General features: G+C 72.7%; 16 protein-coding genes and 1 pseudogene. 10 read left to right on the top strand and 7 right to left on the bottom strand.

The window, feature by feature from the left end:
- Positions 1 to 90: 90 nt before the first annotated feature.
- Positions 91 to 1,629, bottom strand: a complete 1,539-nt coding sequence (locus OG562_RS43060; RefSeq protein WP_266407923.1) for a helix-turn-helix domain-containing protein — start codon at positions 1,627 to 1,629, stop codon at positions 91 to 93.
- Positions 1,630 to 1,843: 214 nt separating this feature from the next.
- Between OG562_RS43060 and OG562_RS43055 the strand changes: the two genes are divergently transcribed.
- The 3 genes from OG562_RS43055 (at position 1,844) to OG562_RS43045 (ending at position 4,733) form a co-directional block, all read left to right on the top strand.
- Positions 1,844 to 2,464: an L-threonylcarbamoyladenylate synthase gene (locus OG562_RS43055; RefSeq protein ID WP_266407921.1), complete on the top strand. Its 621-nt coding sequence runs from the start codon at positions 1,844 to 1,846 to the stop codon at positions 2,462 to 2,464.
- A 147-nt stretch (positions 2,465 to 2,611) separates the two neighbouring features.
- On the top strand, positions 2,612 to 3,367 hold the full coding sequence (locus OG562_RS43050) for a dienelactone hydrolase family protein (protein WP_266407919.1): 756 nt from the start codon (positions 2,612 to 2,614) through the stop codon (positions 3,365 to 3,367).
- Between the two features lie 181 nt (positions 3,368 to 3,548).
- Positions 3,549 to 4,733: a glycoside hydrolase family 64 protein gene (locus tag OG562_RS43045; RefSeq protein WP_266407917.1), complete on the top strand. Its 1,185-nt coding sequence runs from the start codon at positions 3,549 to 3,551 to the stop codon at positions 4,731 to 4,733.
- A 103-nt stretch (positions 4,734 to 4,836) separates the two neighbouring features.
- Here OG562_RS43045 and OG562_RS43040 read toward each other — a convergent pair whose 3' ends face one another.
- Positions 4,837 to 7,236 carry a M4 family metallopeptidase gene (locus tag OG562_RS43040; protein ID WP_266407914.1) on the bottom strand — a complete coding sequence of 800 codons (2,400 nt, stop codon included), beginning with the start codon at positions 7,234 to 7,236 and terminating at the stop codon, positions 4,837 to 4,839.
- Positions 7,237 to 7,593: 357 nt separating this feature from the next.
- Here OG562_RS43040 and OG562_RS43035 point away from each other — a divergent pair, with 357 nt between their 5' ends.
- Positions 7,594 to 8,424 (top strand): MHYT domain-containing protein, encoded by an 831-nt coding sequence (locus OG562_RS43035; protein WP_266407913.1) that lies wholly within the window; start codon positions 7,594 to 7,596, stop codon positions 8,422 to 8,424.
- A 542-nt stretch (positions 8,425 to 8,966) separates the two neighbouring features.
- Here the strand turns inward: OG562_RS43035 and OG562_RS43030 are convergent.
- A pseudogene (locus OG562_RS43030) lies at positions 8,967 to 9,074 on the bottom strand (zinc-dependent metalloprotease); the annotation flags it as partial.
- Here OG562_RS43030 and OG562_RS43025 point away from each other — a divergent pair.
- Both OG562_RS43025 and OG562_RS43020 read left to right on the top strand, forming a co-directional pair.
- Positions 9,027 to 9,326, top strand: a complete 300-nt coding sequence (locus tag OG562_RS43025; RefSeq protein WP_266409890.1) for a hypothetical protein — start codon at positions 9,027 to 9,029, stop codon at positions 9,324 to 9,326. The pseudogene OG562_RS43030 and the gene OG562_RS43025 overlap by 48 nt on opposite strands.
- A 190-nt stretch (positions 9,327 to 9,516) precedes the next feature.
- Entirely contained in the window at positions 9,517 to 10,545 is a 1,029-nt protein-coding gene (locus tag OG562_RS43020) for an LLM class flavin-dependent oxidoreductase (RefSeq protein ID WP_266407912.1), read from the top strand.
- Positions 10,546 to 10,572: 27 nt separating this feature from the next.
- On the opposite strand, the gene OG562_RS43015 is transcribed toward OG562_RS43020, so the two are convergent.
- Positions 10,573 to 11,547, bottom strand: coding sequence for a TauD/TfdA family dioxygenase (locus tag OG562_RS43015; RefSeq protein WP_266407910.1), 975 nt, complete (start codon positions 11,545 to 11,547; stop codon positions 10,573 to 10,575).
- A gap of 122 nt (positions 11,548 to 11,669) precedes the next feature.
- Here OG562_RS43015 and OG562_RS43010 point away from each other — a divergent pair, with 122 nt between their 5' ends.
- From OG562_RS43010 to OG562_RS43000, 3 genes are all read left to right on the top strand, one after another.
- Entirely contained in the window at positions 11,670 to 12,500 is an 831-nt protein-coding gene (locus tag OG562_RS43010) for an aldo/keto reductase (protein WP_266407907.1), read from the top strand.
- A 443-nt stretch (positions 12,501 to 12,943) separates the two neighbouring features.
- Entirely contained in the window at positions 12,944 to 14,380 is a 1,437-nt protein-coding gene (locus OG562_RS43005; protein ID WP_266409835.1) for a DUF4157 domain-containing protein, read from the top strand.
- Between the two features lie 62 nt (positions 14,381 to 14,442).
- Positions 14,443 to 14,922, top strand: a complete 480-nt coding sequence (locus OG562_RS43000; protein WP_266407905.1) for a hypothetical protein — start codon at positions 14,443 to 14,445, stop codon at positions 14,920 to 14,922.
- On the opposite strand, the gene OG562_RS42995 is transcribed toward OG562_RS43000, so the two are convergent.
- The 3 genes from OG562_RS42995 to OG562_RS42985 all read right to left on the bottom strand — a co-directional run bounded on the left by OG562_RS42995 (position 14,923) and on the right by OG562_RS42985 (position 18,214).
- Positions 14,923 to 17,265: a SpoIIE family protein phosphatase gene (locus tag OG562_RS42995; protein WP_266407903.1), complete on the bottom strand. Its 2,343-nt coding sequence runs from the start codon at positions 17,263 to 17,265 to the stop codon at positions 14,923 to 14,925.
- A 94-nt stretch (positions 17,266 to 17,359) separates the two neighbouring features.
- A complete protein-coding gene (locus OG562_RS42990) occupies positions 17,360 to 17,827 on the bottom strand; it encodes a peroxiredoxin (RefSeq protein WP_323187623.1) in 468 nt (155 codons plus the stop codon).
- Positions 17,828 to 17,836: 9 nt separating this feature from the next.
- On the bottom strand, positions 17,837 to 18,214 hold the full coding sequence (locus OG562_RS42985; RefSeq protein WP_266407901.1) for a hypothetical protein: 378 nt from the start codon (positions 18,212 to 18,214) through the stop codon (positions 17,837 to 17,839).
- A gap of 235 nt (positions 18,215 to 18,449) precedes the next feature.
- On the opposite strand from OG562_RS42985, the gene OG562_RS42980 reads away from it, so the two are divergent.
- On the top strand, positions 18,450 to 19,592 hold the full coding sequence (locus tag OG562_RS42980) for an MFS transporter (protein ID WP_266409833.1): 1,143 nt from the start codon (positions 18,450 to 18,452) through the stop codon (positions 19,590 to 19,592).
- The last annotated feature ends 1 nt before the right edge of the window (position 19,593 follow it).

Raw genomic sequence — 19,593 nt, 5'->3', positions numbered from 1 at the left:
ATCCGGTCGTTCCCCCGCGCCACCTCGAACCTACGGGCCGGCCGACCGCGTTGTGAACCGTGACCGTGCCCGCTCCGGGGCCGGGAGGGCTCACCTGTGCACAGGTGCGTCCGGATGGCCCGTTTCGGCCTCCGGGGTCCGGTCCGCGGGCAGGTCGGGCCGGTCGAGCTCGCGGATCGCCAGGTGGGCCAGGACGACCTCGTAGAGGTCGCTGCCGCTGGCGAGAAGCTGGCGTTCGAGGACGGGTTCGGCGCTGCGGACGTGCTCGCGCACGGTCTGGGCGTGCACGCCGACCAGGTGGGCGGCCCGTTCGGCGTTGCCCCCGGCGGCGATCCAGGCGCGCAGCGTACGGCGCAGGTCGCGGCCGTCGGTGTCCAGGCGGGCCAGCAGGTCCTGGGCCCAGGCGTGCAGCGCCGGTCCGGTGAGCAGGTCGCCGAGCCGGGCGGGGGCCGCCGTACCGCCCGTGAGGTCCTCGCCGAGGCCGGCCTGGGCGTTCAGGGCCAGGTGGACGGCGGCGCGGACGGTGAGGTCGGAGAAGTCGGTGCGCAGCAGGCCCTCGACGCGGTCCATGCGGGCGCGGACGGTGTTGCGGCTGACGCCGAGCACCTTCGCCGCGCTGACGGCGGTGAACTCCAGGCCGAGCCGGGTGGTGGCGAGGAGTTCGGCGCGGGTGTGGTGCGGGAGGGCGTCGAGCGGGCGCAGCAGCCGGGTCGTCCAGGCGCGCAGCACCGCCGGGTCCATGAGGCGTTCGGGGTGGGTGCGTTCGGCGTAGACGGCCGTCCGCTCGGGGCGGAAGCGGGCGACGGCGAGGGCGCTGACGGCCTGTCCGTAGGCGGTGGCGGTGCAGGCGAGGCTCTGGCGGGCGCTGCCGCCGAGGACGGCGCCGGTGTGCCGGTCGCACAGGGCCCGCAGTTCAGCGCTCGTGGCGTCGTCCGGGACGACGACGATGACATGGCCGTCCACGGCGGGGCAGCGCACGACGAGGGCTTCCTCGTGGGTCGCGGCCAGACAGGCCTCGGCGAGACGGTCGCGGTCCTCGGGGCTGCTCTCGACGACGTACACGCAGGCGGTGTCGGTGTCGAGGAGGCCGGGCCACAGGCCGGCGGCGACCCGGCGGGCGGCGACCGTGTCCTCGACCATGAGCAGTTGCAGGATGGCGAGCCGCAGGTCGGAGGTGGCGCGGGCGAGACGGCGGTCGGTCGCGGTGGTCTGCTGGGCGCGCAGCAGAAGGCGCAGGACGCTCGCGGTGTGCGCGACGGCGTCGGAGGCGCGCCGGTCGAAGGGGGCGGTGCGGGAGACGACGAGCACGCCCGCCGCGGCCGGCGGCGGGAGGTCGACCCTGATCATCCGCACGTAGCGGCCCGTGCGCCCCAGGGCGGCGGAGGCGAGGCGGCCGCCGAGGATGTCGGCGACCAGGCCCTCGTCCTGCGGTGCGGGCGGTCCGGCGAGGGGCGTGCCGGCGTCGTCGCACAGGGACACGACGGCGTCGACGGTGACGGCCAGCCAGTCGACGATCCTGCGGACGTCGGCCCCGGCGGGGCGCAGCTGCTCGAGGAGTTCCTGCGCCCAGGTCGCCTCGGCGCCGCCCGTGCTGTCGGTGTGACGGTTTCCGTCGTCCCGCCCGGCCATGTGCGTGCGCTCCTCGTCCTTCGCGGCCCCTGGAGGCCGAACCAGCCATGTCGGTCGGGGACGTTACCCCACCCGCCCCGACCCGCCCGTCGTCGACCCTACGGCGTGTGACCAGCGCGAAGACAGGAGCCGGCACGTCGAAGGCGTCGCCGCCCCGCACCCCGGAGGGGGAGCCTGGGCGGCCGACCCCCGGGCCACGGCATAAGCTCAGCCAATGGCGAAGTACTACGACGTGCACCCCGACAACCCCCAGCCGCGCACCATCGCCCAGGTCGCGGCCGCCATCCGGGCGGATGCGCTCATCGCGTACCCGACGGACTCCTGCTACGCGCTGGGCAGCCGGCTGGGCAGCAAGGACGGCATCGACCGGATCCGGGCCATCCGCGAGCTGGACGACCGGCACCACTTCACCCTGGTGTGCCAGGACTTCGCGCAGCTCGGCCAGTTCGTGCGGGTGGACAAGGACGTGTTCCGCGCGATCAAGGCGTCGACCCCCGGCAGCTACACCTTCATCCTCCCCGCGACGAAGGAGGTGCCGCGCATGCTCCAGCACCCGAAGAAGAAGACGGTGGGCGTGCGCATCCCCGACCATGTCGTCACCCAGGCGCTGCTCACCGAACTCGGCGAGCCCCTGCTGTCCAGCACCCTGCTGCTGCCCGGCGAGGACGAGCCGATGACCCAGGGCTGGGAGATCAAGGACCGGCTCGACCACGTGGTGGACGCGGTGCTCGACTCCGGGGACTGCGGCACCGAGCCGACGACGGTCATCGACTTCTCCGAGGGCGAGGCGGAGATCGTGCGGTACGGGGCGGGCGACACCTCCCGGTTCGAGTAACGCGCCCGGCACCGGAGCCCCCCGTGCCGAGCCCCGGCGCCGGGGGTCCTCGCGGCCCGTTCGTTGGTGCATGCAACGATGGTCGCCGCCCGGTCCGACGGGCCGATCGACCGCTTGCCGACGTGAACCGCGCAGAGAGGCACTCCCATGACCTCCGTACAGGGCACAGCCGTGGACATCCCCACCGAGGACGGTGTCGCGGACGCCTATCTGGCGCATCCCGGTGACGGGACGCCCCGGCCGGCCGTGCTGCTCTACCAGGACGCCTTCGGGCTGCGTCCGCATCTGCGGGCGATGGCCGACCGGCTCGCCGAGGCCGGCTACACGGTGCTGGCGCCCAATGTGTTCTACCGTCACGGGCGCGCTCCGGTCGTGCAGATGCCGGAGTTCATCGACGCCTCCGCTCGCCCGGAGATCTTCCAGGCCGTGGGACCGCTGATCGCGTCCCTGACTCCGGAACCGGCGGAGCGCGACGCCGGGGCCTATCTGCGCTGGCTGGCGGAGAACCCCCTGGTCGTGGACGGGCCGGTCGCGGTCACGGGTTACTGCATGGGCGCCCGGCTCGCGCTGTTCACCGCCGGCGCGCACCCGGAACGGGTCGCCGCGGCGGCCGGCTTCCACGGCGGGCGGCTCGCGACGGACGCCCCGGACAGTCCGCACCTGGTGGCCGGGCGCGTCACCGCGGAGCTGTACTTCGGCCACGCCGACGACGACCCCTCCCTGCCGCCCGAGCAGATCGAGCGGTTCGAGGAGGCGCTCACCGCGGCCGGGGTTCGCCACACGTGCGAGGTCTACAGCGGCGCCCGCCACGGTTACACCCAGGCGGACACCGCGGAGTACGACGAGGCGGCGTCGGAGCGGCACTGGGCGGCGCTGCTGGATCTGCTGAAGCGGACCTTCTGATCGCGGTCCCACCCCAGGGGCGCCCGGAGCCGACTCACCGGACGCCCCTTCTTCTTGTGCCAACCGTTGACATGAACACATCGCGGTGCAACTTTGAGAGCGCTCTCAAACAGGTATGGACCAATCCCCGAACCGTCCCCACCGGCCTGCCCCAGAGGCCTGTCCCCCACGGAGGTGGAGAGTGCTCGCAAAGATCGCCCTCAGACTGGTCGGAGCCGCCGCCCTGGTCGGCGCGCTGCTCACCCTCGGCCCGCCGGCCCAGGCAGCCGTCCCCGACACCATCCCGCTGAAGATCACCAACAACTCCGCCCGCGGCGACCGGGTCTACGTCTACAACCTCGGCACCCTCCTGACGACGGGTCAGCAGGGCTGGGCGGACGCGAACGGTACGTTCCACGCCTGGCCCGCCGGCGGCAATCCGCCCACCGCGGCGCCCGACGCCTCCATCGTCGGACCGGCCGCCGGACAGTCCGCAACGATCCGGATCCCGAAGTTCTCGGGCCGGATCTACTTCTCCTACGGCCAGAAGCTCGACTTCCGGCTCACCACCGGCGGGCTGGTGCAGCCGGCCGTGCAGAACCCGAGCGACCCCAACCGGAACATCCTGTTCAACTGGTCGGAGTACACCCTCAACGACTCCGGGCTCTGGCTCAACAGCACCCAGGTCGACATGTTCTCCGCGCCCTACGCGGTCGGCGTGCAGCGCTCCGACGGGAGCACGGTCAGCACCGGGCACCTCAAGGCGGGCGGCTACACCGGGTTCTTCGACGCCCTGCGCGGACAGCCGGGCGGCTGGGCCGGTCTCATCCAGACGCGGTCCGACGGCACGGTGCTGCGGGCGCTCGCGCCGGGGTACGGAGTGGAGACGGGCGCACTGCCGAGCACCGTGCTGGACGACTACGTCAACCGCGTCTGGCAGAAGTACGCGACGACGACCCTGACCGTCACACCCTTCGCCGACCAGCCGAACACCAAGTACTACGGCCGGGTGTCGGGCAACGTCATGAACTTCGCCAACACCGCCGGGACGGTCGTCACCAGCTTCCAGAAGCCGGACGCGGCCAGCGTCTTCGGCTGCTACAAGTACCTCGACGCGCCCAACGACCTGGTACGCGGGCCGATCTCCCGCACCCTGTGCGCGGGCTTCAACCGCTCCACGCTCCTGGTCAACCCCGCCCAGCCGGACGCCACGACGGCGAACTTCTACCAGGACGCGGTGACCAACCACTACGCACGCAAGATCCACGCCCAGATGGCCGACGGCAAGGCGTACGCGTTCGCCTTCGACGACGTGGGGCAGCAGGAGTCGCTGGTCCACGACGGCGCCCCGCTCCAGGCGTATCTGACGCTGGACCCGCTGAGCTGACCCGGGCTGACCCGGCACGACGACTTCCCGCACCCGGAGGGAGCCCGGGTGCGGGAAGTCGGTCACAGCGAACGGAGAGAACCCCGAGAACTCGGAGAACGGATCAGCCGGTCGTCACGGCGGTGTCGTCGATGACGAAGCTGGTCTGGAGCGAGGAGTCCTCGACGCCGGAGAACTTCAGGGCCACGGTGGTGCCCGCGTAGGACCCGAGGCTGAAGGACTTCTGCACGTAGCCGGTGGCCGCGTTGAGGTTGGAGTAGGTGGCCAGGGTGGCGGTCCCGGCGGTGACCGTCAGCTTGTCGTACTGGGTGCTGGTGGTGGTCTCCGCCGTGTCGATGTGGATGTAGAAGGTGAAGGTCGTGTTGGTGCAGCCGCTCGGGATCGTCACCGACTGCGAGAGCGTGTCGGTGTGGGTCGATCCGTAGCCGTCGAGCCACGCCTTGTAGGAGCCGGTGCGGGCCGCCTGGCTGCTGGAGTTGGTGATGACTCCGCTGCTCGCCGTCCAGGTGGTGTTGCCCGACTCGAAGCCGTTGTTGCCCAGCAGCTGCGTCGAGGTGCAGCTGCCGCCGCCGCTGGAGCTGACCGTCCAGGTGAAGGACGCGGTGCCGGTGGCGCCGGTGGAGTCGGTCACCGTGACGGTGGTGCTGTAGGAGCCGGCGGTGGTCGGCGTGCCGGAGATCAGACCGGTGGAGCTGATCGACAGGCCGGTGGGCAGACCGCTGGCGGCGTAGGTCAGGGTGCCGCTGTTGGTGCTGCTGGCCGAGACCTGCAGGCTGACCGAGGTGCCGACGGTGGTGGACTGGCTGCCCGGGTTGGTGACCGTGACGCCGGTCGACGGGACCGTGATGTGGCTGCCGACGTTGATGCCGGCGAACGCGTTGCCGACGCCCGCGTACTGGGCGGAGCTGGAGCCGTACAGGGCCGCTGCCGCGCTCAGCGCGGCGGTGCGGGCGCCCGCGTAGTTGGTGCTGGACGTCATGTACGTCGTCAGCGCCTTGTACCAGATCTGCAGGGCCGCGGCCCGGCCGATGCCGGCGACGGCGACGCCGTCGGAGGTGGGGCTGTTGTAGGTGACGCCGTTGATGGTCTTGGAGCCGCTGCCCTCGGAGAGCAGGTAGAACATGTGGTTCGCCGGACCCGAGGAGTAGTGGACGTCCAGGTTGCCGACGCCGGAGTACCAGCTGTCGGCGGAGCCGCCGTCCTTGTCGGGCTCGTCCATGTAGCGCAGCGGGGTGCCGTCGCCGTTGATGTCGATCTTCTCGCCGATGAGATAGTCGCCGACGTCGGAGGAGTTGTTGGCGTAGAACTCCACACCGGTGCCGAAGATGTCCGAGGTCGCCTCGTTGAGACCGCCCGACTCACCCGTGTAGTTCAGGCCCGCGGTGTTGGAGGTGACGCCGTGGCTCATCTCGTGGCCGGCCACGTCCAGCGAGGTCAGCGCGTGGGTGCTGCTGGAGCCGTCGCCGTAGGTCATGCAGAAGCAGTCGTCGTCCCAGAAGGCGTTGACGTACGCCGTGCTGTAGTGGACGCGCGAGTAGGCGGCGACGCCGTCGTTCTTGATGCCGCTGCGGCCGAACGTGTTCTTGTAGAAGTCCCAGGTCGTCTGGGCGCCGAAGTGGGCGTCGACGCCGGCGGTCTGGGTGTTGGAGCCGGAGCCGGTGCCCCACGTGTCGTCCGTGTCGGTCATCAGCGTGCCGGTGCCGGACGTCCCGTTGCTGAGGCTGTACGTCTTGTGGCCGCCGCGCGTGGTGTCGTACAGCTGGTACGTCGAGCCCGACAGCGTGGTGTTGATGCTGACGGTGCCGCTGTACTGGCTGTTGCCGGTGCCGGTCTCGACGCCCTCGTACTGGGAGAGCTTCGCGCCGGTGGCGGCGTCGGTGATGACGTGCAGCTTGCTCGGCGTGCCGTCGTCCTGCAGGCCGCTGACCACCGTCTCCCAGGCGAGCTTGGGGGTGCCCTCGCCGGCCCAGATGACCTTGCGCGCGGTGCCCGCGGCGGGGTCCTTGGCGTCGAGCGCCTGGGCGGCCTTCAGCGCCTTCGTCTGGGCGGCCGCCTTGCTGTACGTCGGGGTCGTGGACTTGACCGAGACCGTACGGCGGTTGTTGTTGAAGGTCGTGCTCACCGTGCCGGCGGCCAGCGTGGCCGGGGGCGTGTGCACGACGAGGTCGCCGCCGAGGACGGGCAGTCCGGCGTAGGTGCGCTCGTAGCGCGTGTGCACGGTGCCGTCGTTGTCCTTCACGACGTCCTTGACGACCAGCTTCTCCTGGGCGCCCAGGCCCAGGGACTCGGCCGTCTGCGTCGTCTTCGCCTCGGCGCTCTTGACCAGCGCGGTGCGCTGGGCGGGCGTGAGGTCGGCGGGCAGACCGCCGGTGCGCACGGGGGTGGGGTGGGGGGCTGCGGGCAGCGCGCTCGCCGGAACCGTCTGGACGCCGACGGCGAGGAGGGCGGCGGTGGAGAGCAGGGCTGCTCCTACCGCGGTCCGCTTGCGGGGGTTGGGTCTCACTCGTTCTCCTACTGCGGCGGCCGCAGGGGCGGCCGGTGACAGACCGGGCAGACGGGTGTGCTGTCCGGGACGAGCTGAGTTGTGCGGGACCGAGATGGGGGGGTGGGTAACGTGCCGCTGGTGTGCGGTAGTTGGGAGGGAGAATGGCAGGCTTGACAGTGGCATGTCAGCTGATGCGGGGTGCTTCGAGGGTTATCCCTCGGTGCCCTAGGCGACCGGGGCCGCCACACCCGTCCCGCCTGTGAGCCTCCTGTGCGCCCGGCCGTCTCCGAACCCCGTTTCAGGAAACGCTTGCTTTCCCCCTCTCCTCCCCGTAGACCTTCCTGACAACAGCAGTCACTCTGGGGGGAGTTGACCATGGACGGCACAGTCGACGGGTTCCGGTACGGGGCGGTGACCCCGATAGCGGCCTATGTGATGGCCTGTCTGGGAGGAGCGCTGGGGCTGCGCTGCATCGTGCGGTCGCTGCTCGACGGCGACTCCTGGAAGCCGGGCTGGCTGGCCCTGGGGGCCGTGTCGATCGGCTGCGGCATCTGGACGATGCACTTCATCGCCATGATCGGCTTCCAGGTGGAGGAGACGCGGATCGGCTACCACGTCGGTCTGACCGTGCTCAGCCTGGCCGTCGCGATCGCCGTGGTCGGCATCGGCGTGTTCATCGTGGGCTACCGCGGCAGGGCCGGCGGGTCGCTGTGGATCGCGGGCGCCGTCACCGGTCTCGGCGTCGCCGCCATGCACTACCTGGGCATGGCCGCGCTGCAGCTCAACGGCAGCATCGACTACGACCCGCGCACGGTCGCGCTCTCCGTGCTGATCGCGGTCGTCGCCGCGACCGCCGCGCTGTGGGCGGCCGTCACGGTCCGCGGGTTCCTGACCAGCCTCGGGGCCAGCCTGGTGATGGGCGTCGCCGTGTCCGGGATGCACTACACCGCCATGGCCGCGGTCAGCGTCCATGTGCACAGCGGGACCCCGTCCTGGGCCGGCGACTCCCCGACCTCGCTGCTGCTGCCGATGCTGATCGGGCCCGTCATCTTCCTGCTGCTGGCCGGCGTGGTGGTGATGTTCGACCCCCTGCTCGTCCTCGGCGACGGCGAGTGGCACCACGCCGCCCCACCGACCCGGACCGCCCCGACGAAGCCCGCCGACCGACCCGCCGCCGGACGCTCGTGGACCGGGACCAGGCGGTGAGGCGGGCGTCGGGCGTCAGGCCGTACCGCCCTACCCGTGCGCGCACAGCGATCGACCGGAGCACGCGCCGGTCGGTTTGACGCGCACGGCGGGCCCGCCGCGCCGGAGCCGCCGGGCGACCTGCCGACGGCGACCTGCCGACGGCGACCTGCCGACGGGCGACCTGCCGACGGGCGACCTGCCGACGGGCGGTCGCGGACCGGGTGGTTCTCGGGCGTTCCGCCGTCAGGCCGTACCGCCCTACCGATGCGCGCACAGCGGTCAGTCGGCCGCCCGCGCAGGTCGATCGAGCGTGCCGGACCGGCTAGTCGGGCGCGCCCGGCGGGATCCGCGGGGGCGGGTCCAGGCGGGCCGTGGCGGGGTCGGTGAGTCGGCGCCCGAGCAGGGCGGCGGCCTCGTGGGCGTGGTCGTCGGTGCGGAGCCGTAGCTCCGCCTCCAGTCGGCGCAGGCCGCTCCGGAGCTCCGACCGTACGTCCGACGGCGTAGGCGTCGCGTAGGTCGAGCGCGCCGTCGTCGGTCACCCGGACACGGGCGGGCGGGTAGTCCATGACGGACGGGACCAGGTGGTGGCTGCCGGCGAAGTTGTGCATGAAGCCGAGCGCGTGCCCGATCTCGTGCGCGGCCGGCTGCCGCAGCCGGGCCAGCGCCAACTCCTGTACGGCGGCCAGGCGTTCGACCTCGTCCGGGCGGCCGTACGGGGCGAGGAGGGCTTCGCCGAGGGCGCGGACCTGGTCGACGCGCTGGGAGCCGAGCCGGACCCGGGCGTGCAGCACCTCGCCGGTGCACGGATCGGTCAGCCCCTGCCCGAGCGACGAGCCGCGCCCCGCCCGGTGCACCCACACCACGCCGTTGACGCCCGGTTCGTAGGGGTCGAATCGTCGCCGCCGGGCTCGACGCGGTAGGAAATCGGGGAAACCGATGCGGGCGAAGGCCTCCTGCCACCAGTTGCCGCGGTCCGGCTGCGCTGCTTCGCGGCCACCGGCAACCGCGCGCAGGAACTGAACCCGCCGGTCGAGGACGAGGTCGTCATCCCGCTGGCCTGAGCCGACCTGCGACAATCGACGCAGAACCGCTACCTTCGTGGAGGAGCCCGTGCCGCCGACCTCACGCCCCTTGCGCAAGCTGGGCTTCCTGACCATCGGACTGTTCGACGGGGACGACCCGGCCCGGGGGCACCAGACCACGCTGGAGATCATCGAGCTGGGCGAGCGCCTCGGCTTCGACAGCGCCTGGCTGCGCCACCGCCATCTGCAGTACGGCATCTCCTCCCCGGTCGCCGTCCTGGCGGCCGCCTCGCAGCGCACCCGGCGCATCGAGCTGGGCACCGCGGTCACCCCGCTGGGCTGGGAGAACCCGCTGCGCCTGGCGGAGGACCTGGCGACCGTCGACGTCCTGTCCGGCGGCCGGCTCAACCCCGGGGTCAGTGTGGGCCCGCCGATGCACTTCGACCAGGTCAAGGAAGCGCTGTACCCGGACACCGCGGACGCCGAGGACTTCTCCTACGAGCGGGTGCGGCGGCTGCTGGACCTCGTGCGCGGCAAGTCCGCCACCGACTTCAGCGGGGTCGAGGGGTTCGAGGTGTTCTCGGACCGGGTGCAGCCGCACTCCCCCGGCCTGGGCCGCCGCATGTGGTACGGCGGGGGCAGCGTGAGCTCGGCGCGGTGGGCGGGCGAGCACGGCATGAACTTCCTGACCAGCAGCGTCGTCAAGGCCGACGGGCCGGACGACACACGGGACTTCGCCGAGATCCAGCTCTCCCACGTCCGCGCCTTCCGCGCCGCCCACCCCGACGGGGAGGCCGCCCGCGTCTCCCAGGGGCTCGTGGTCGTCCCCACCGACTCCGCCACCCCGCAGCAGCGGGCGAAGTACGAGAAGTACGCGGCCGAGCGCCTCCCCCGTACGACCTCCCCGCAGGGCCCGGCGCGGCTGCTGTTCGCGCCGGACCTGGTGGGCAGCTCCGAGGAGATCGCGGAACGGCTGGACGCGCACGTCGCGTTCCGCGAGATCGACGAGGTCGCCTTCGCCCTGCCGTTCAGCTTCGAGCCCGAGGACTATGTGCAGATCCTCACCGACATGGCGACGAAGCTCGGCCCGGCGCTGGGCTGGCGGCCCGGCGGCTGACGGCGCCCCACCGCCACTGCGCGGCCGTCACCAGCGGCCCGGCTCCGTGCCGACGAGCGGCTGCGAGGGCCTGCCGTCCACGCCGACGGGCACGTCTCCGGCGAGCATCACCCGGTGCATGGTCCGGGAGAAGCCGAGGTGGGCGTTGTCGCTCGGGGCGAGGTGGATGGTGGCCCGGTTGTCCCAGAAGGCCACGCTGCCCGGCTCCCAGCGGAACCGGACCGTGTACTCGGGCCGGGTCGCCTGCTCCAGCAGCATGTCCAGCAGGGCCCGGCTCTCGGGGCGGGAGACGTCGACGATCTGCTCGACGTAGTAGCCGTTGACGTACAGCACCCGCTCGCCGGTCTCCGGGTGGACGCGTACCAACGGGTGTACGGAGGCGACCTGACGGTCGAGCAGATGGCGCAGGTAGGCGTCGTCGCCGGGGCGTGACTGGTAGCCGACGCCGAGGCGGTGCTCGGCCCGGAGCCCGGCCACGAACTCCCGTACCGGCGCGGAGAGTCCGGCGAAGGCGGCGGCCAGATTGGACCAGGTGGTGTCGCCCCCGTAGGGCGGGACGGTCTCCGCGCGCAGGATCGTCGCGGCCGGCGGGTCGACGCGGGCGCCGTGGTCGCAGTGCCAGCCGCGCAACAGGGTGTGCCGACGGCGCTGCAGCCACTCCTCGTGCTCCATGCCGAACTTCCCGCCGAGCTCCAGCCGGTCGGCGGTGGTCTCGATCTCGGGGAAGTCGGCCGGCGACGCGCTGCCGCGCCGAGGCAGCACGACCGGCTCCCCGAAACGGCGGGCGAAGGCCACGTGTCCGGCATGGTCCAGGCGCTGCTCGCGGAAGAAGACCACCTTCCAGCGCAGCATCGCGGCCCTGATCGCGGCGACCTGGGCGTCGTCGAGGCCGTCCGCCAGGTCGACGCCCGTGATCTCGGCGCCGATGTGTCCGGCGACCGGCAGCACCTCGATCCCCGCCGCCCGCTCCCCCGCGTGTCCAGTGCTCCGGTCGGTCGTCATGCGCGCTCCGTCGATAGTCGCCAGTGGTCCACAGTCCGGCACAGTCCGGTTGATCAATCCTGCCTCCATCCGTGAGGCTGGAGACAGGACACGAAGGACACAGTCGAGGGAAGGTCCGGCAAGTGATCGACATCCCGGCACACACGCTCAACGACGGCACGGGGCTCCCGGCCGTCGGCCTGGGCACCTGGCCCATGGACGACGCGCAGGCGGAGGAGGCGGTGGCCGGGGCGCTCGAACTGGGCTATCGGCTCGTCGACACGGCGACGAACTACCGCAACGAGAGCGGGGTCGGCCGCGGGGTGGCGCGCGGCGGGGTTCCCCGCGAGGAGATCGTGGTGACCACCAAGCTCCCGGGCCGCCATCACGGCTACGAGGAGACCCTCGCCTCCTTCGAGGAGTCCCGCCGACGGCTCGGCCTCGAGTACGTCGACCTGTACCTGATCCACTGGCCGCTTCCCCGGGTCGACCGGTACGTCGACTCCTGGCGGGCCATGATCAAGCTGCGCGAGGACGGTCTGGTCCGGTCGATCGGCGTCTCCAACTTCACCACCGCGCACATCGAGCGCCTGGAGAAGGAGACCGGTGTCCTGCCCTCCGTCAACCAGATCGAGATGCACCCGCTCTTCCCGCAGGACGAACTGCGCGCCTTCCACGAGGCCAAGGGCGTCCGCACGGAGAGCTGGAGCCCGCTGGGCCGCGGCTCGGCGCTGCTGGAGGACCCGGTCGTCGCCTCCGTCTCGGAGGCGCTGGGCGTGACCCCGGGCCAGGTGGTCCTGCGCTGGCACCTCCAGCTCGGCGCGGTGCCCATCCCGAAGTCGTCGAGCCCCGAACGGCAGCGCGCCAACCTCGACGTCTTCGGCTTCGAACTCGGCCCGGCGCAACTGCGGGCGATCGCCGACCGGGCACACCGACGGCTGGGCGGGGATCCCGAGGCGCACGAGGAGTTCTGAGCCCGCGCGGGGGCGGGGGCGGGTGCGGAACAGGCCCGGGTGCGGGTGCGGAACAGGCCCGGGAACGGCGCGGGCCCGGGGACGGCGTCGGGCGCGCGCTCGGCCGTCCGGCGGCGGCCTGTACATCGAGGTCCCCACACCGATGGCCCGTCCATCGGCGGCCCGCACATCGGCGGCGCGCACATCGATGGCCCGTCCATAGGGGCCCGTCCATAGGGGCAGCCGAGTCTGCCCCCGCGTTCCTGTACGCGTCCGGCGGTCGGCCTGTATGCAGAGATGTACTGTCTCGCCCACTTGGAAGGCACCTCGTGCGCACACCGCAGCCCAGCAGGACTCCCGACGACTCGCCCCGTCGGGGAGCGGCGGCCCCGGCGAAGGCCGGCAGCCCGCTGCATCGACTCCTCGCCCTGCAGCGCGCCGCGGGCAACGCCGCCGTCGTCCAGATGCTCCGCGAGGAAGGCCACCCCCTGACCCCGGCGTCCCCGGCGCAGGAGCGGCACCGGCACGGCCCGGGCTGCGGGCACCAGGGCGGCCCGGGGACCGGGTCCCCTCCCGTGCAGCGCTCGGCCGTCCACGACGTGCTGCGCAGCGGCGGCCGGCCGCTGGACGACGCCACCCGCGACGACATGGAGAGCCGCCTCGGCGCCGACTTCTCCGACGTGCGCGTCCACACCGACGCCGCGGCGAAGGCCTCCGCGTCCGAGATCGGCGCACGGGCCTACACCTCGGGCAACCATGTCGTCCTCGGCGACGGCGGGGGCGACAAGCACACGCTGGCACACGAGTTGACCCATGTCATCCAGCAGCGCCAGGGGCCCGTGGCCGGCGCGGACAACGGTTCCGGGCTGCGGGTGTCGGATCCCTCGGACCGCTTCGAGCGGGAGGCGGAGGCCAACGCGACCCGGGTCATGCGCGCCCCGGCACGCACGGGCGCACCCGAGGCCGAGGAGCGCCCGCAAGCCTCGCGGCCGGGCGGCGCACGGTCAGGTCCCGCGCGGCCGTTCGTGCAGCGCGCGCTGAACCACACCGCCGTGCCGACCGCCAGCAGGCACGAAGCGGTGCAGGACAACCAGGGCCGGGCCGTCAGGTCCGAGATGCTCAACGACGGTTCCCTGCAGGGAGCGGCGCCGTCGGCGGATCCGCCCGGCTACGACTACATCCGCTCCCTGAACATGACCAGTCAGTGGATCCGCTTCCATCTGGTCAACGAGAAGGCGGGCGGTCCTGGCACCGCGAACAACCTGGTGCCGGCGGCGCAGTCGGACAACCAGAATTATGAGAAAGGCATCGAGAAGGACCTCAAGAACGACGTGACGGCCGCGTCCGCGACGCCCGGAGCCTATGTCTACTTCGGCGTCCAGGTGCACTACAACCATCCGGCGCCCGCCCAGGGCAGCGCCGGCCAGCTGAACTCCGCCCACGCCTTCCCCTCCACCCTGGACATCACCCACAAGCTGTACGACCCGGCCGCGGGCTGGCTGGACGGAAAGCACAACGGCGCCGTCTTCACCTTCCAGGTGGGCCAGCCTGCCGACAGCCGGGTCGCCCGGGCGATCAGCGGCATCGACCTGACCATTCTGCGCCAGTACACCGGCTTCCCCCCGAGCTCCACGGTCTGGAACGCAGACGACCTCCAGTTCCTGAAGGACATCGCCGCGGGCGGCACCCGCAACACCGAGTTCAACAACCTCTTGCAGAACTACGGGGGCACGCTGAGCGAGCGGATCTACCACGCGTTCTCCGCGATCCCGTTCTCACCGCCCCGGACGGGCGGACGCACCGCGGCGGCCAAGGGCGCCACCACCTTCGCCGTGCGCATCGGGAACGAGGCCGCGCTGGAGGTGCTCGCCACCAACATGGGCACCGGGATGCTGACCTGAGACCAGGTCAGCAGCACAGCCGCCCGTACTGTTCGCGAAGCACGCCTCAGCAGGAGTTCCGGATGTCGAGTCTTTGGAATGCCCAGGTCGAGGAGATCGGCGGGGCGACCGTCGTCCTGCGTCTCACGGCGATCCACCCGGATGCCGGTGAGCCGCCGGAGAACGCAGAGTTCGCCGCCCGGCTCCTCGCCGACGGTCTGGATCGGGCGGCCGGCGCGACGGAGCGGGCGAGCGCGCTCGACTCCCGTGCCGACTCCGGCACGGCCGCCGAGGCCGTCGCCGAGGTCTCGGTGGCCGAGCGCAGCAACCTTCCCTTCAGCGAGCACGCGGCCAAGGAGCGCATCGACGCGGCTCTGCGCGAGCGCGGTCTGGACCCCGCCGACGCGTCCGCCTGGGACGGCGCCTTCCAGACCGAGTGGCGCGAGCTGTGGCAGGACCCGTCCCGCACGCCCCAGGCAACGCTGACGGTCCGCCTGCGGGAGGCCGACCTCCTGGACGGCCTCGCGACCGGAGACAGCTGGGAGTCGGCCGCCTACGGGTGATCACTCCGGTTCCAGGGACTGCTCCGCCCAGATCGTCTTGCCCCGGTCCGTCTGCCTGCTGCCCCAGCGCTGGGTGAGCTGGGCGACGAGCAGCAGCCCGCGTCCGCCCTCGTCGAAGGCGTGGGCGCGGCGCAGGTGCGGGGAGGTGGAACTGCCGTCGGAGACCTCGCAGATGAGGCTGCGGTCGCGGATCAGCCGGAGCTGGATGGGGGGTTCGCCGTAGCGGATGGCGTTGGTGACCAGTTCGCTGACGACGAGCTCGGTGACGAACGCGGCCTCTTCCAGGCCCCATGCGGCCAGTTGCTCGGTCGCCGCCTGGCGGGTGGCGGCGACATGGGCGGGGTCAGGGGCGACGTCCCAGGTGGCGACCTGGTCCGTGCCGAGCGCCCGGGTGCGGGCGAGCAGCAGGGCGACGTCGTCGCTCGGCTCCTCCGGCAGGACCGCCTTGAGCACGGTGTCGCAGAGCGCGTCGAGCGTGGCGGCCGGTGCGGTCAGAGCGCTGCACAGCTCGGTGACGGCGCGGTCGGGGTCGCGGTCACGGTCCTCGATCAGGCCGTCCGTGTAGAGGGCCACGACCGCGCCCTCGGGCAGTTCCAGCTCGACCGACTCGAAGGGCAGTCCGCCGACGCCGAGCGGCGGCCCGGGGGTCATCGTGACGAGTTCGGCGTGGCCGTCGGGCAGGACCAGGGCCGGCGCGGGATGGCCGGCGGCGGCGAGGGTGAGGCGGCGGCTGACGGGGTCGTACACGGCGTAGAGGCAGGTGGCGCCGAGTTCCGCGACGTCGTCGCCGTCGTCGTCGTAGGCCGCCAGGTGGGTGACGAGGTCGTCCAGGTGGGTGAGGAGTTCGTCGGGCGGCAGGTCCACGTCGGCGAGGGTGCGGACGGCCATGCAGAGGCGTCCCATGGTCGCGGAGGACGGGATGCCGTGCCCGACGACGTCGCCGACGACCAGGGCGACCCGGCTGCCGGAGAGCGGGATGACGTCGAACCAGTCGCCGCCGATGCCCGCCGTGGAGCCGCTGGGCAGATAGCGATGGGCGACCTCGACGGCCGCCTGTCCGGGCAGACCGCGGGGCAGCAGGCTGTGCTGGAGGGCGAGGGCGGTGGTGCGTTCGCGGGCGAAGCGGCGGGCGTTGTCGATGCAGACGGCGGCCCGGCTGGCGAGTTCCTCGGCGAATACGACGTCGTCGTCCTCGTAGTCGTCGGGGTGGGCGACGCGGATGCCGACGGCGACGCCCAGGACGGTGCCCCGGGCCCGCAGCGGCACCGCGATCATCGTGTGGACGCCCTGGCGGTAGCGGCGTCCCTCGGGGGCGCGGGCGTCGCGCTCGGCGAACCAGCGCATGAAGTCCGGCTCGCCCGCCTGGCTGAGGATCGCCCGCCCCTCCCGCAGGGCGCGCGCGGGGGCGCTGTACGGCGGGTGGGCGTCGGAGTCACCGAGGTGGACGCCCGCCTCGGGGGCGCCCTCGCGGACGGAGCCGTGGGCGACGCGGCGCAGCACGATCTCGCCGTCGGGCACGGGGGGCGGCTCGTCCGCGCCGAGGACCCAGTCGAGCAGGTCCACGCTGGCGAAGTCGGCGAACCGGGGCACGAGGATGCCGATCAGTTCCTCGGCGGTGCGCACCACGTCCAGGGTCGTGCCGATGGAGGCCGCCGCCTCGTTCAGCAGGGCGAGGCGCTGTCGGGCCAGGTACTGCTCGGTGCTGTCGAACGCCGCCAGGGCGACCCCGGCCACCGCGCCGGTGTCCTCGCGCACGGGCCACATCTCGATGCTCCAGGCGTGCTCCCGGTTGAGGGAGGGGGCGCCGGTGAAGCTCTCGTAGCGGACCGGGCGGCCGGTCTCGGCGACCTGGCGCAGGTGGTGGTTGAAGCCGCGGCTGTGCTCGGCGTCCTCGACGGTCTCGGGGAAGGGGCGGCCCAGCAGGACGTCCTCCGACACGCCCATGACCATGCAGGCGGTCTCGTTCAGACGGAGATAGTGCTGGGCGGGGTCGAAGACGGACATCGACATGGACGCCTGCTGGAAGGCGCGCCCCGCCAGGGTCGGCTCCGGGGAGTGCGGCCGCTCGGCGGTGAGGGTGCAGCCCGCGGGCTCGCCGTCGGGGCCGAGCAGGGGGCAGGCGGTCACGGTGAGGGCGACGGGGCGGCCGTCGCGGTGGCGCACGACGACGGGGCCGGTCCACGCGCCGTCGGGGTGCGGCGGGAGGTCCCCGGCGAGCAGGTCGGCCGCCGTCCGGCCCACGACCTCGTCCGCCGGACGGCCCGTCAGCAGGCGAGCACCCTCGCTCCAGCCCGTCACGATGCCCCGGGCATCGACGACCGCCGCAGCGACGACATGCTCCATATCGTCCAGAATGGTCCCTTTGGCCCGCCGCATCAACCGCGACGGGCCGTTCGGGACGCGGGCCGCCCCCGGCGGCTCCCGGGAGGCGGACGCCTCAGGCGCGGTGGGCGCGCAGAGCGGCCAGGGCGCGGTCGGCGTGGGTGTTCATGCGCAGTTCGCTGCGCACGACCTCCAGGACGGTGCGGTCCTGCCCTATGACGAAGGTGGCCCGCTTGGTGGGGAGCACGGAGACGCCGCGCTTCACGCCGAATCGTTCCCGCACGGCGCCGTCGGGGTCGGAGAGCAGCGGCATGCCGAGGGTGTGGCGTCCGGCGAACTCCTGCTGGCGGTCGACGGAGTCCCCGCTGACGCCGACGGGCTGGGCGCCGACGGCGGCGAACTCGGCGGCCAGGTCGCGGAAGTGGCAGGCCTCGGCGGTGCAGCCGGGGCTGAGGGCGGCGGGGTAGAAGAAGAGGACCACCGGACCGTCGGCGAGCAGCTCCGTCAGGCTGCGCGTCGTGCCGGTCTCGTCCGCCAGCGAGAAGTCCTCGACCAGGTCACCGGTCTCCAGCGCCTTCGTCATGACCGACCTTCACCGACCTTCCGTGCCGTTGGCGACACTGCGGGCCCACAGCACGAGGGGGACCTGCAGCGGCAGCCGACCGAACGCGGCGGCCTTGAGCGGGGTGGGGCGGTCGCGCCAGTCCAGCGCCATCTTGACGTTGGCGGGGAAGACGCCGACGAAGAACGCGGCCGTGGCCAGCGCGGCCGCCTTGCGGGTCCGCGGCACGGCCAGTCCCGCGGCCAGCGCCAGCTCGGCGACGCCGCTGCCGTACGTCCAGACCCTGGGCGAGCCCGGCAGTACGCGCGGGATCGTCGTGTCGAAGGGGCGCGGAGCGGCGAAGTGGGCGACCCCCATGCCGGCCAGCAGGCCCGCGAGCAGCAGGGGTGAACGTTGGGACCGTGACACGGTTCCTCCTCTGATGACCAGGCCCCCGACATTACTGGACGGTAGAGGGGGTTCCGGCGGCGGGGTCCGCGTCAACTCGCCCTGCCCCAGCGGGTGCAGAGGGGCGGCCGACGCAGACAGGGGCGAGCCGCGGATCCATGGCGGATATTCGACACAAGAAGGCAGATTATCGGAAGCGGGACAGGCGCCGGGTCGCGACGATCGCAGGGTGCCGAAGAATCGATCCATCACCCTGATGTCCCTGGGCCACGCGTGCGTGGACGTGTACCAGGGGGCCGTGGCCGCGCTGGTGCCCTACTTCGTGGCCGAGCGCGCCTACTCCTATGCCGCAGCTTCCGGCATCGTCCTGGCGGCCTCGCTGCTGTCGTCGGTGGCGCAGCCGCTGTTCGGCGTGCTGACCGACCGGTGGGCGATGCCGTGGCTGCTGCCGCTGAGCGCGCTGGCATCCGGTGCGGGCGTCGCCGTCAGCGGCGTCGGCGGCTCGTACGCGCTCACCCTGGCGGCGGTCGCGGTGTCGGGCGTCGGCATCGCCGCCTACCATCCGGAGGCCGCGCGGGCGGCCCGGGCGGCGGCGGACGGCAGTCACACGGCGATGGGCTGGTTCGCGCTCGGCGGCAACGTCGGCTTCGCCCTCGCTCCCCCGCTCGTCGCGGCCGTGGTCGCGACCTGGGGCCTGCGCGCCTCTCCCCTGCTGGCGGGTCCGGCGCTGGCGGGCGCGGTCTTCTGCACGGCCGCGGTGCGCGCGACGGGCCCGCGCGTCGCGCCGTCCCGGACGGCCGAGCAGGCGGGCCGCGACGACTGGCCGACCTTCCTGCGACTGTCGGGCGCCGTGGTCTGCCGCTCGATCGTCTTCGTCGGCCTGAGCACGTTCGTCGCGCTGTACGTCCGTGAGCGCACCGGCGGCGGACAGGCGGCCGGCACCGCCGCGCTGGGCGTGCTGTACGCGGGCGGCGCGGTGGGGACGCTGGCCGGGAGCCGGCTGGCCGAGCGGTACGGGCGGCCGGCGGTCGTGCGCGGGTCGTACGTCGTGACCGTGGTCGCGGTCGCGGGTGTGCTGCTGGTCCCGGGACCGCCGCTGTACGGGTGCGTCGCGCTGGCCTCGGCCGGGCTGTACGTCCCGTTCTCGCTGCATGTGACGCTGGGCCAGGACTGTCTGCCCCGGCGCCCGGGGACCGCGAGCGGCGTCACCCTGGGGCTGACGGTGAGCCTCGGGGGCGTGGCGGCTCCCGCCCTGGGGGCGCTCGCCGACGTCACGTCCCTGCGCACGGCCCTGCTTCCGCTGCTCGTCCCGCCCGTGGTGGCGTGGCTGCTGCTGCGCGGGCTGCGCGAGCCCGTCCCGGCCACCGCCCCTGAGGCCGGGACGCGACAGCGGGCCTGAG

This window comes from Streptomyces sp. NBC_01275 (assembly GCF_026340655.1).
Taxonomy (GTDB): Bacteria; Actinomycetota; Actinomycetes; order Streptomycetales; family Streptomycetaceae; genus Streptomyces.
Note: the sequence above shows the minus strand (reverse complement) of the source record. Positions and strands in the feature narration are given on the sequence as shown.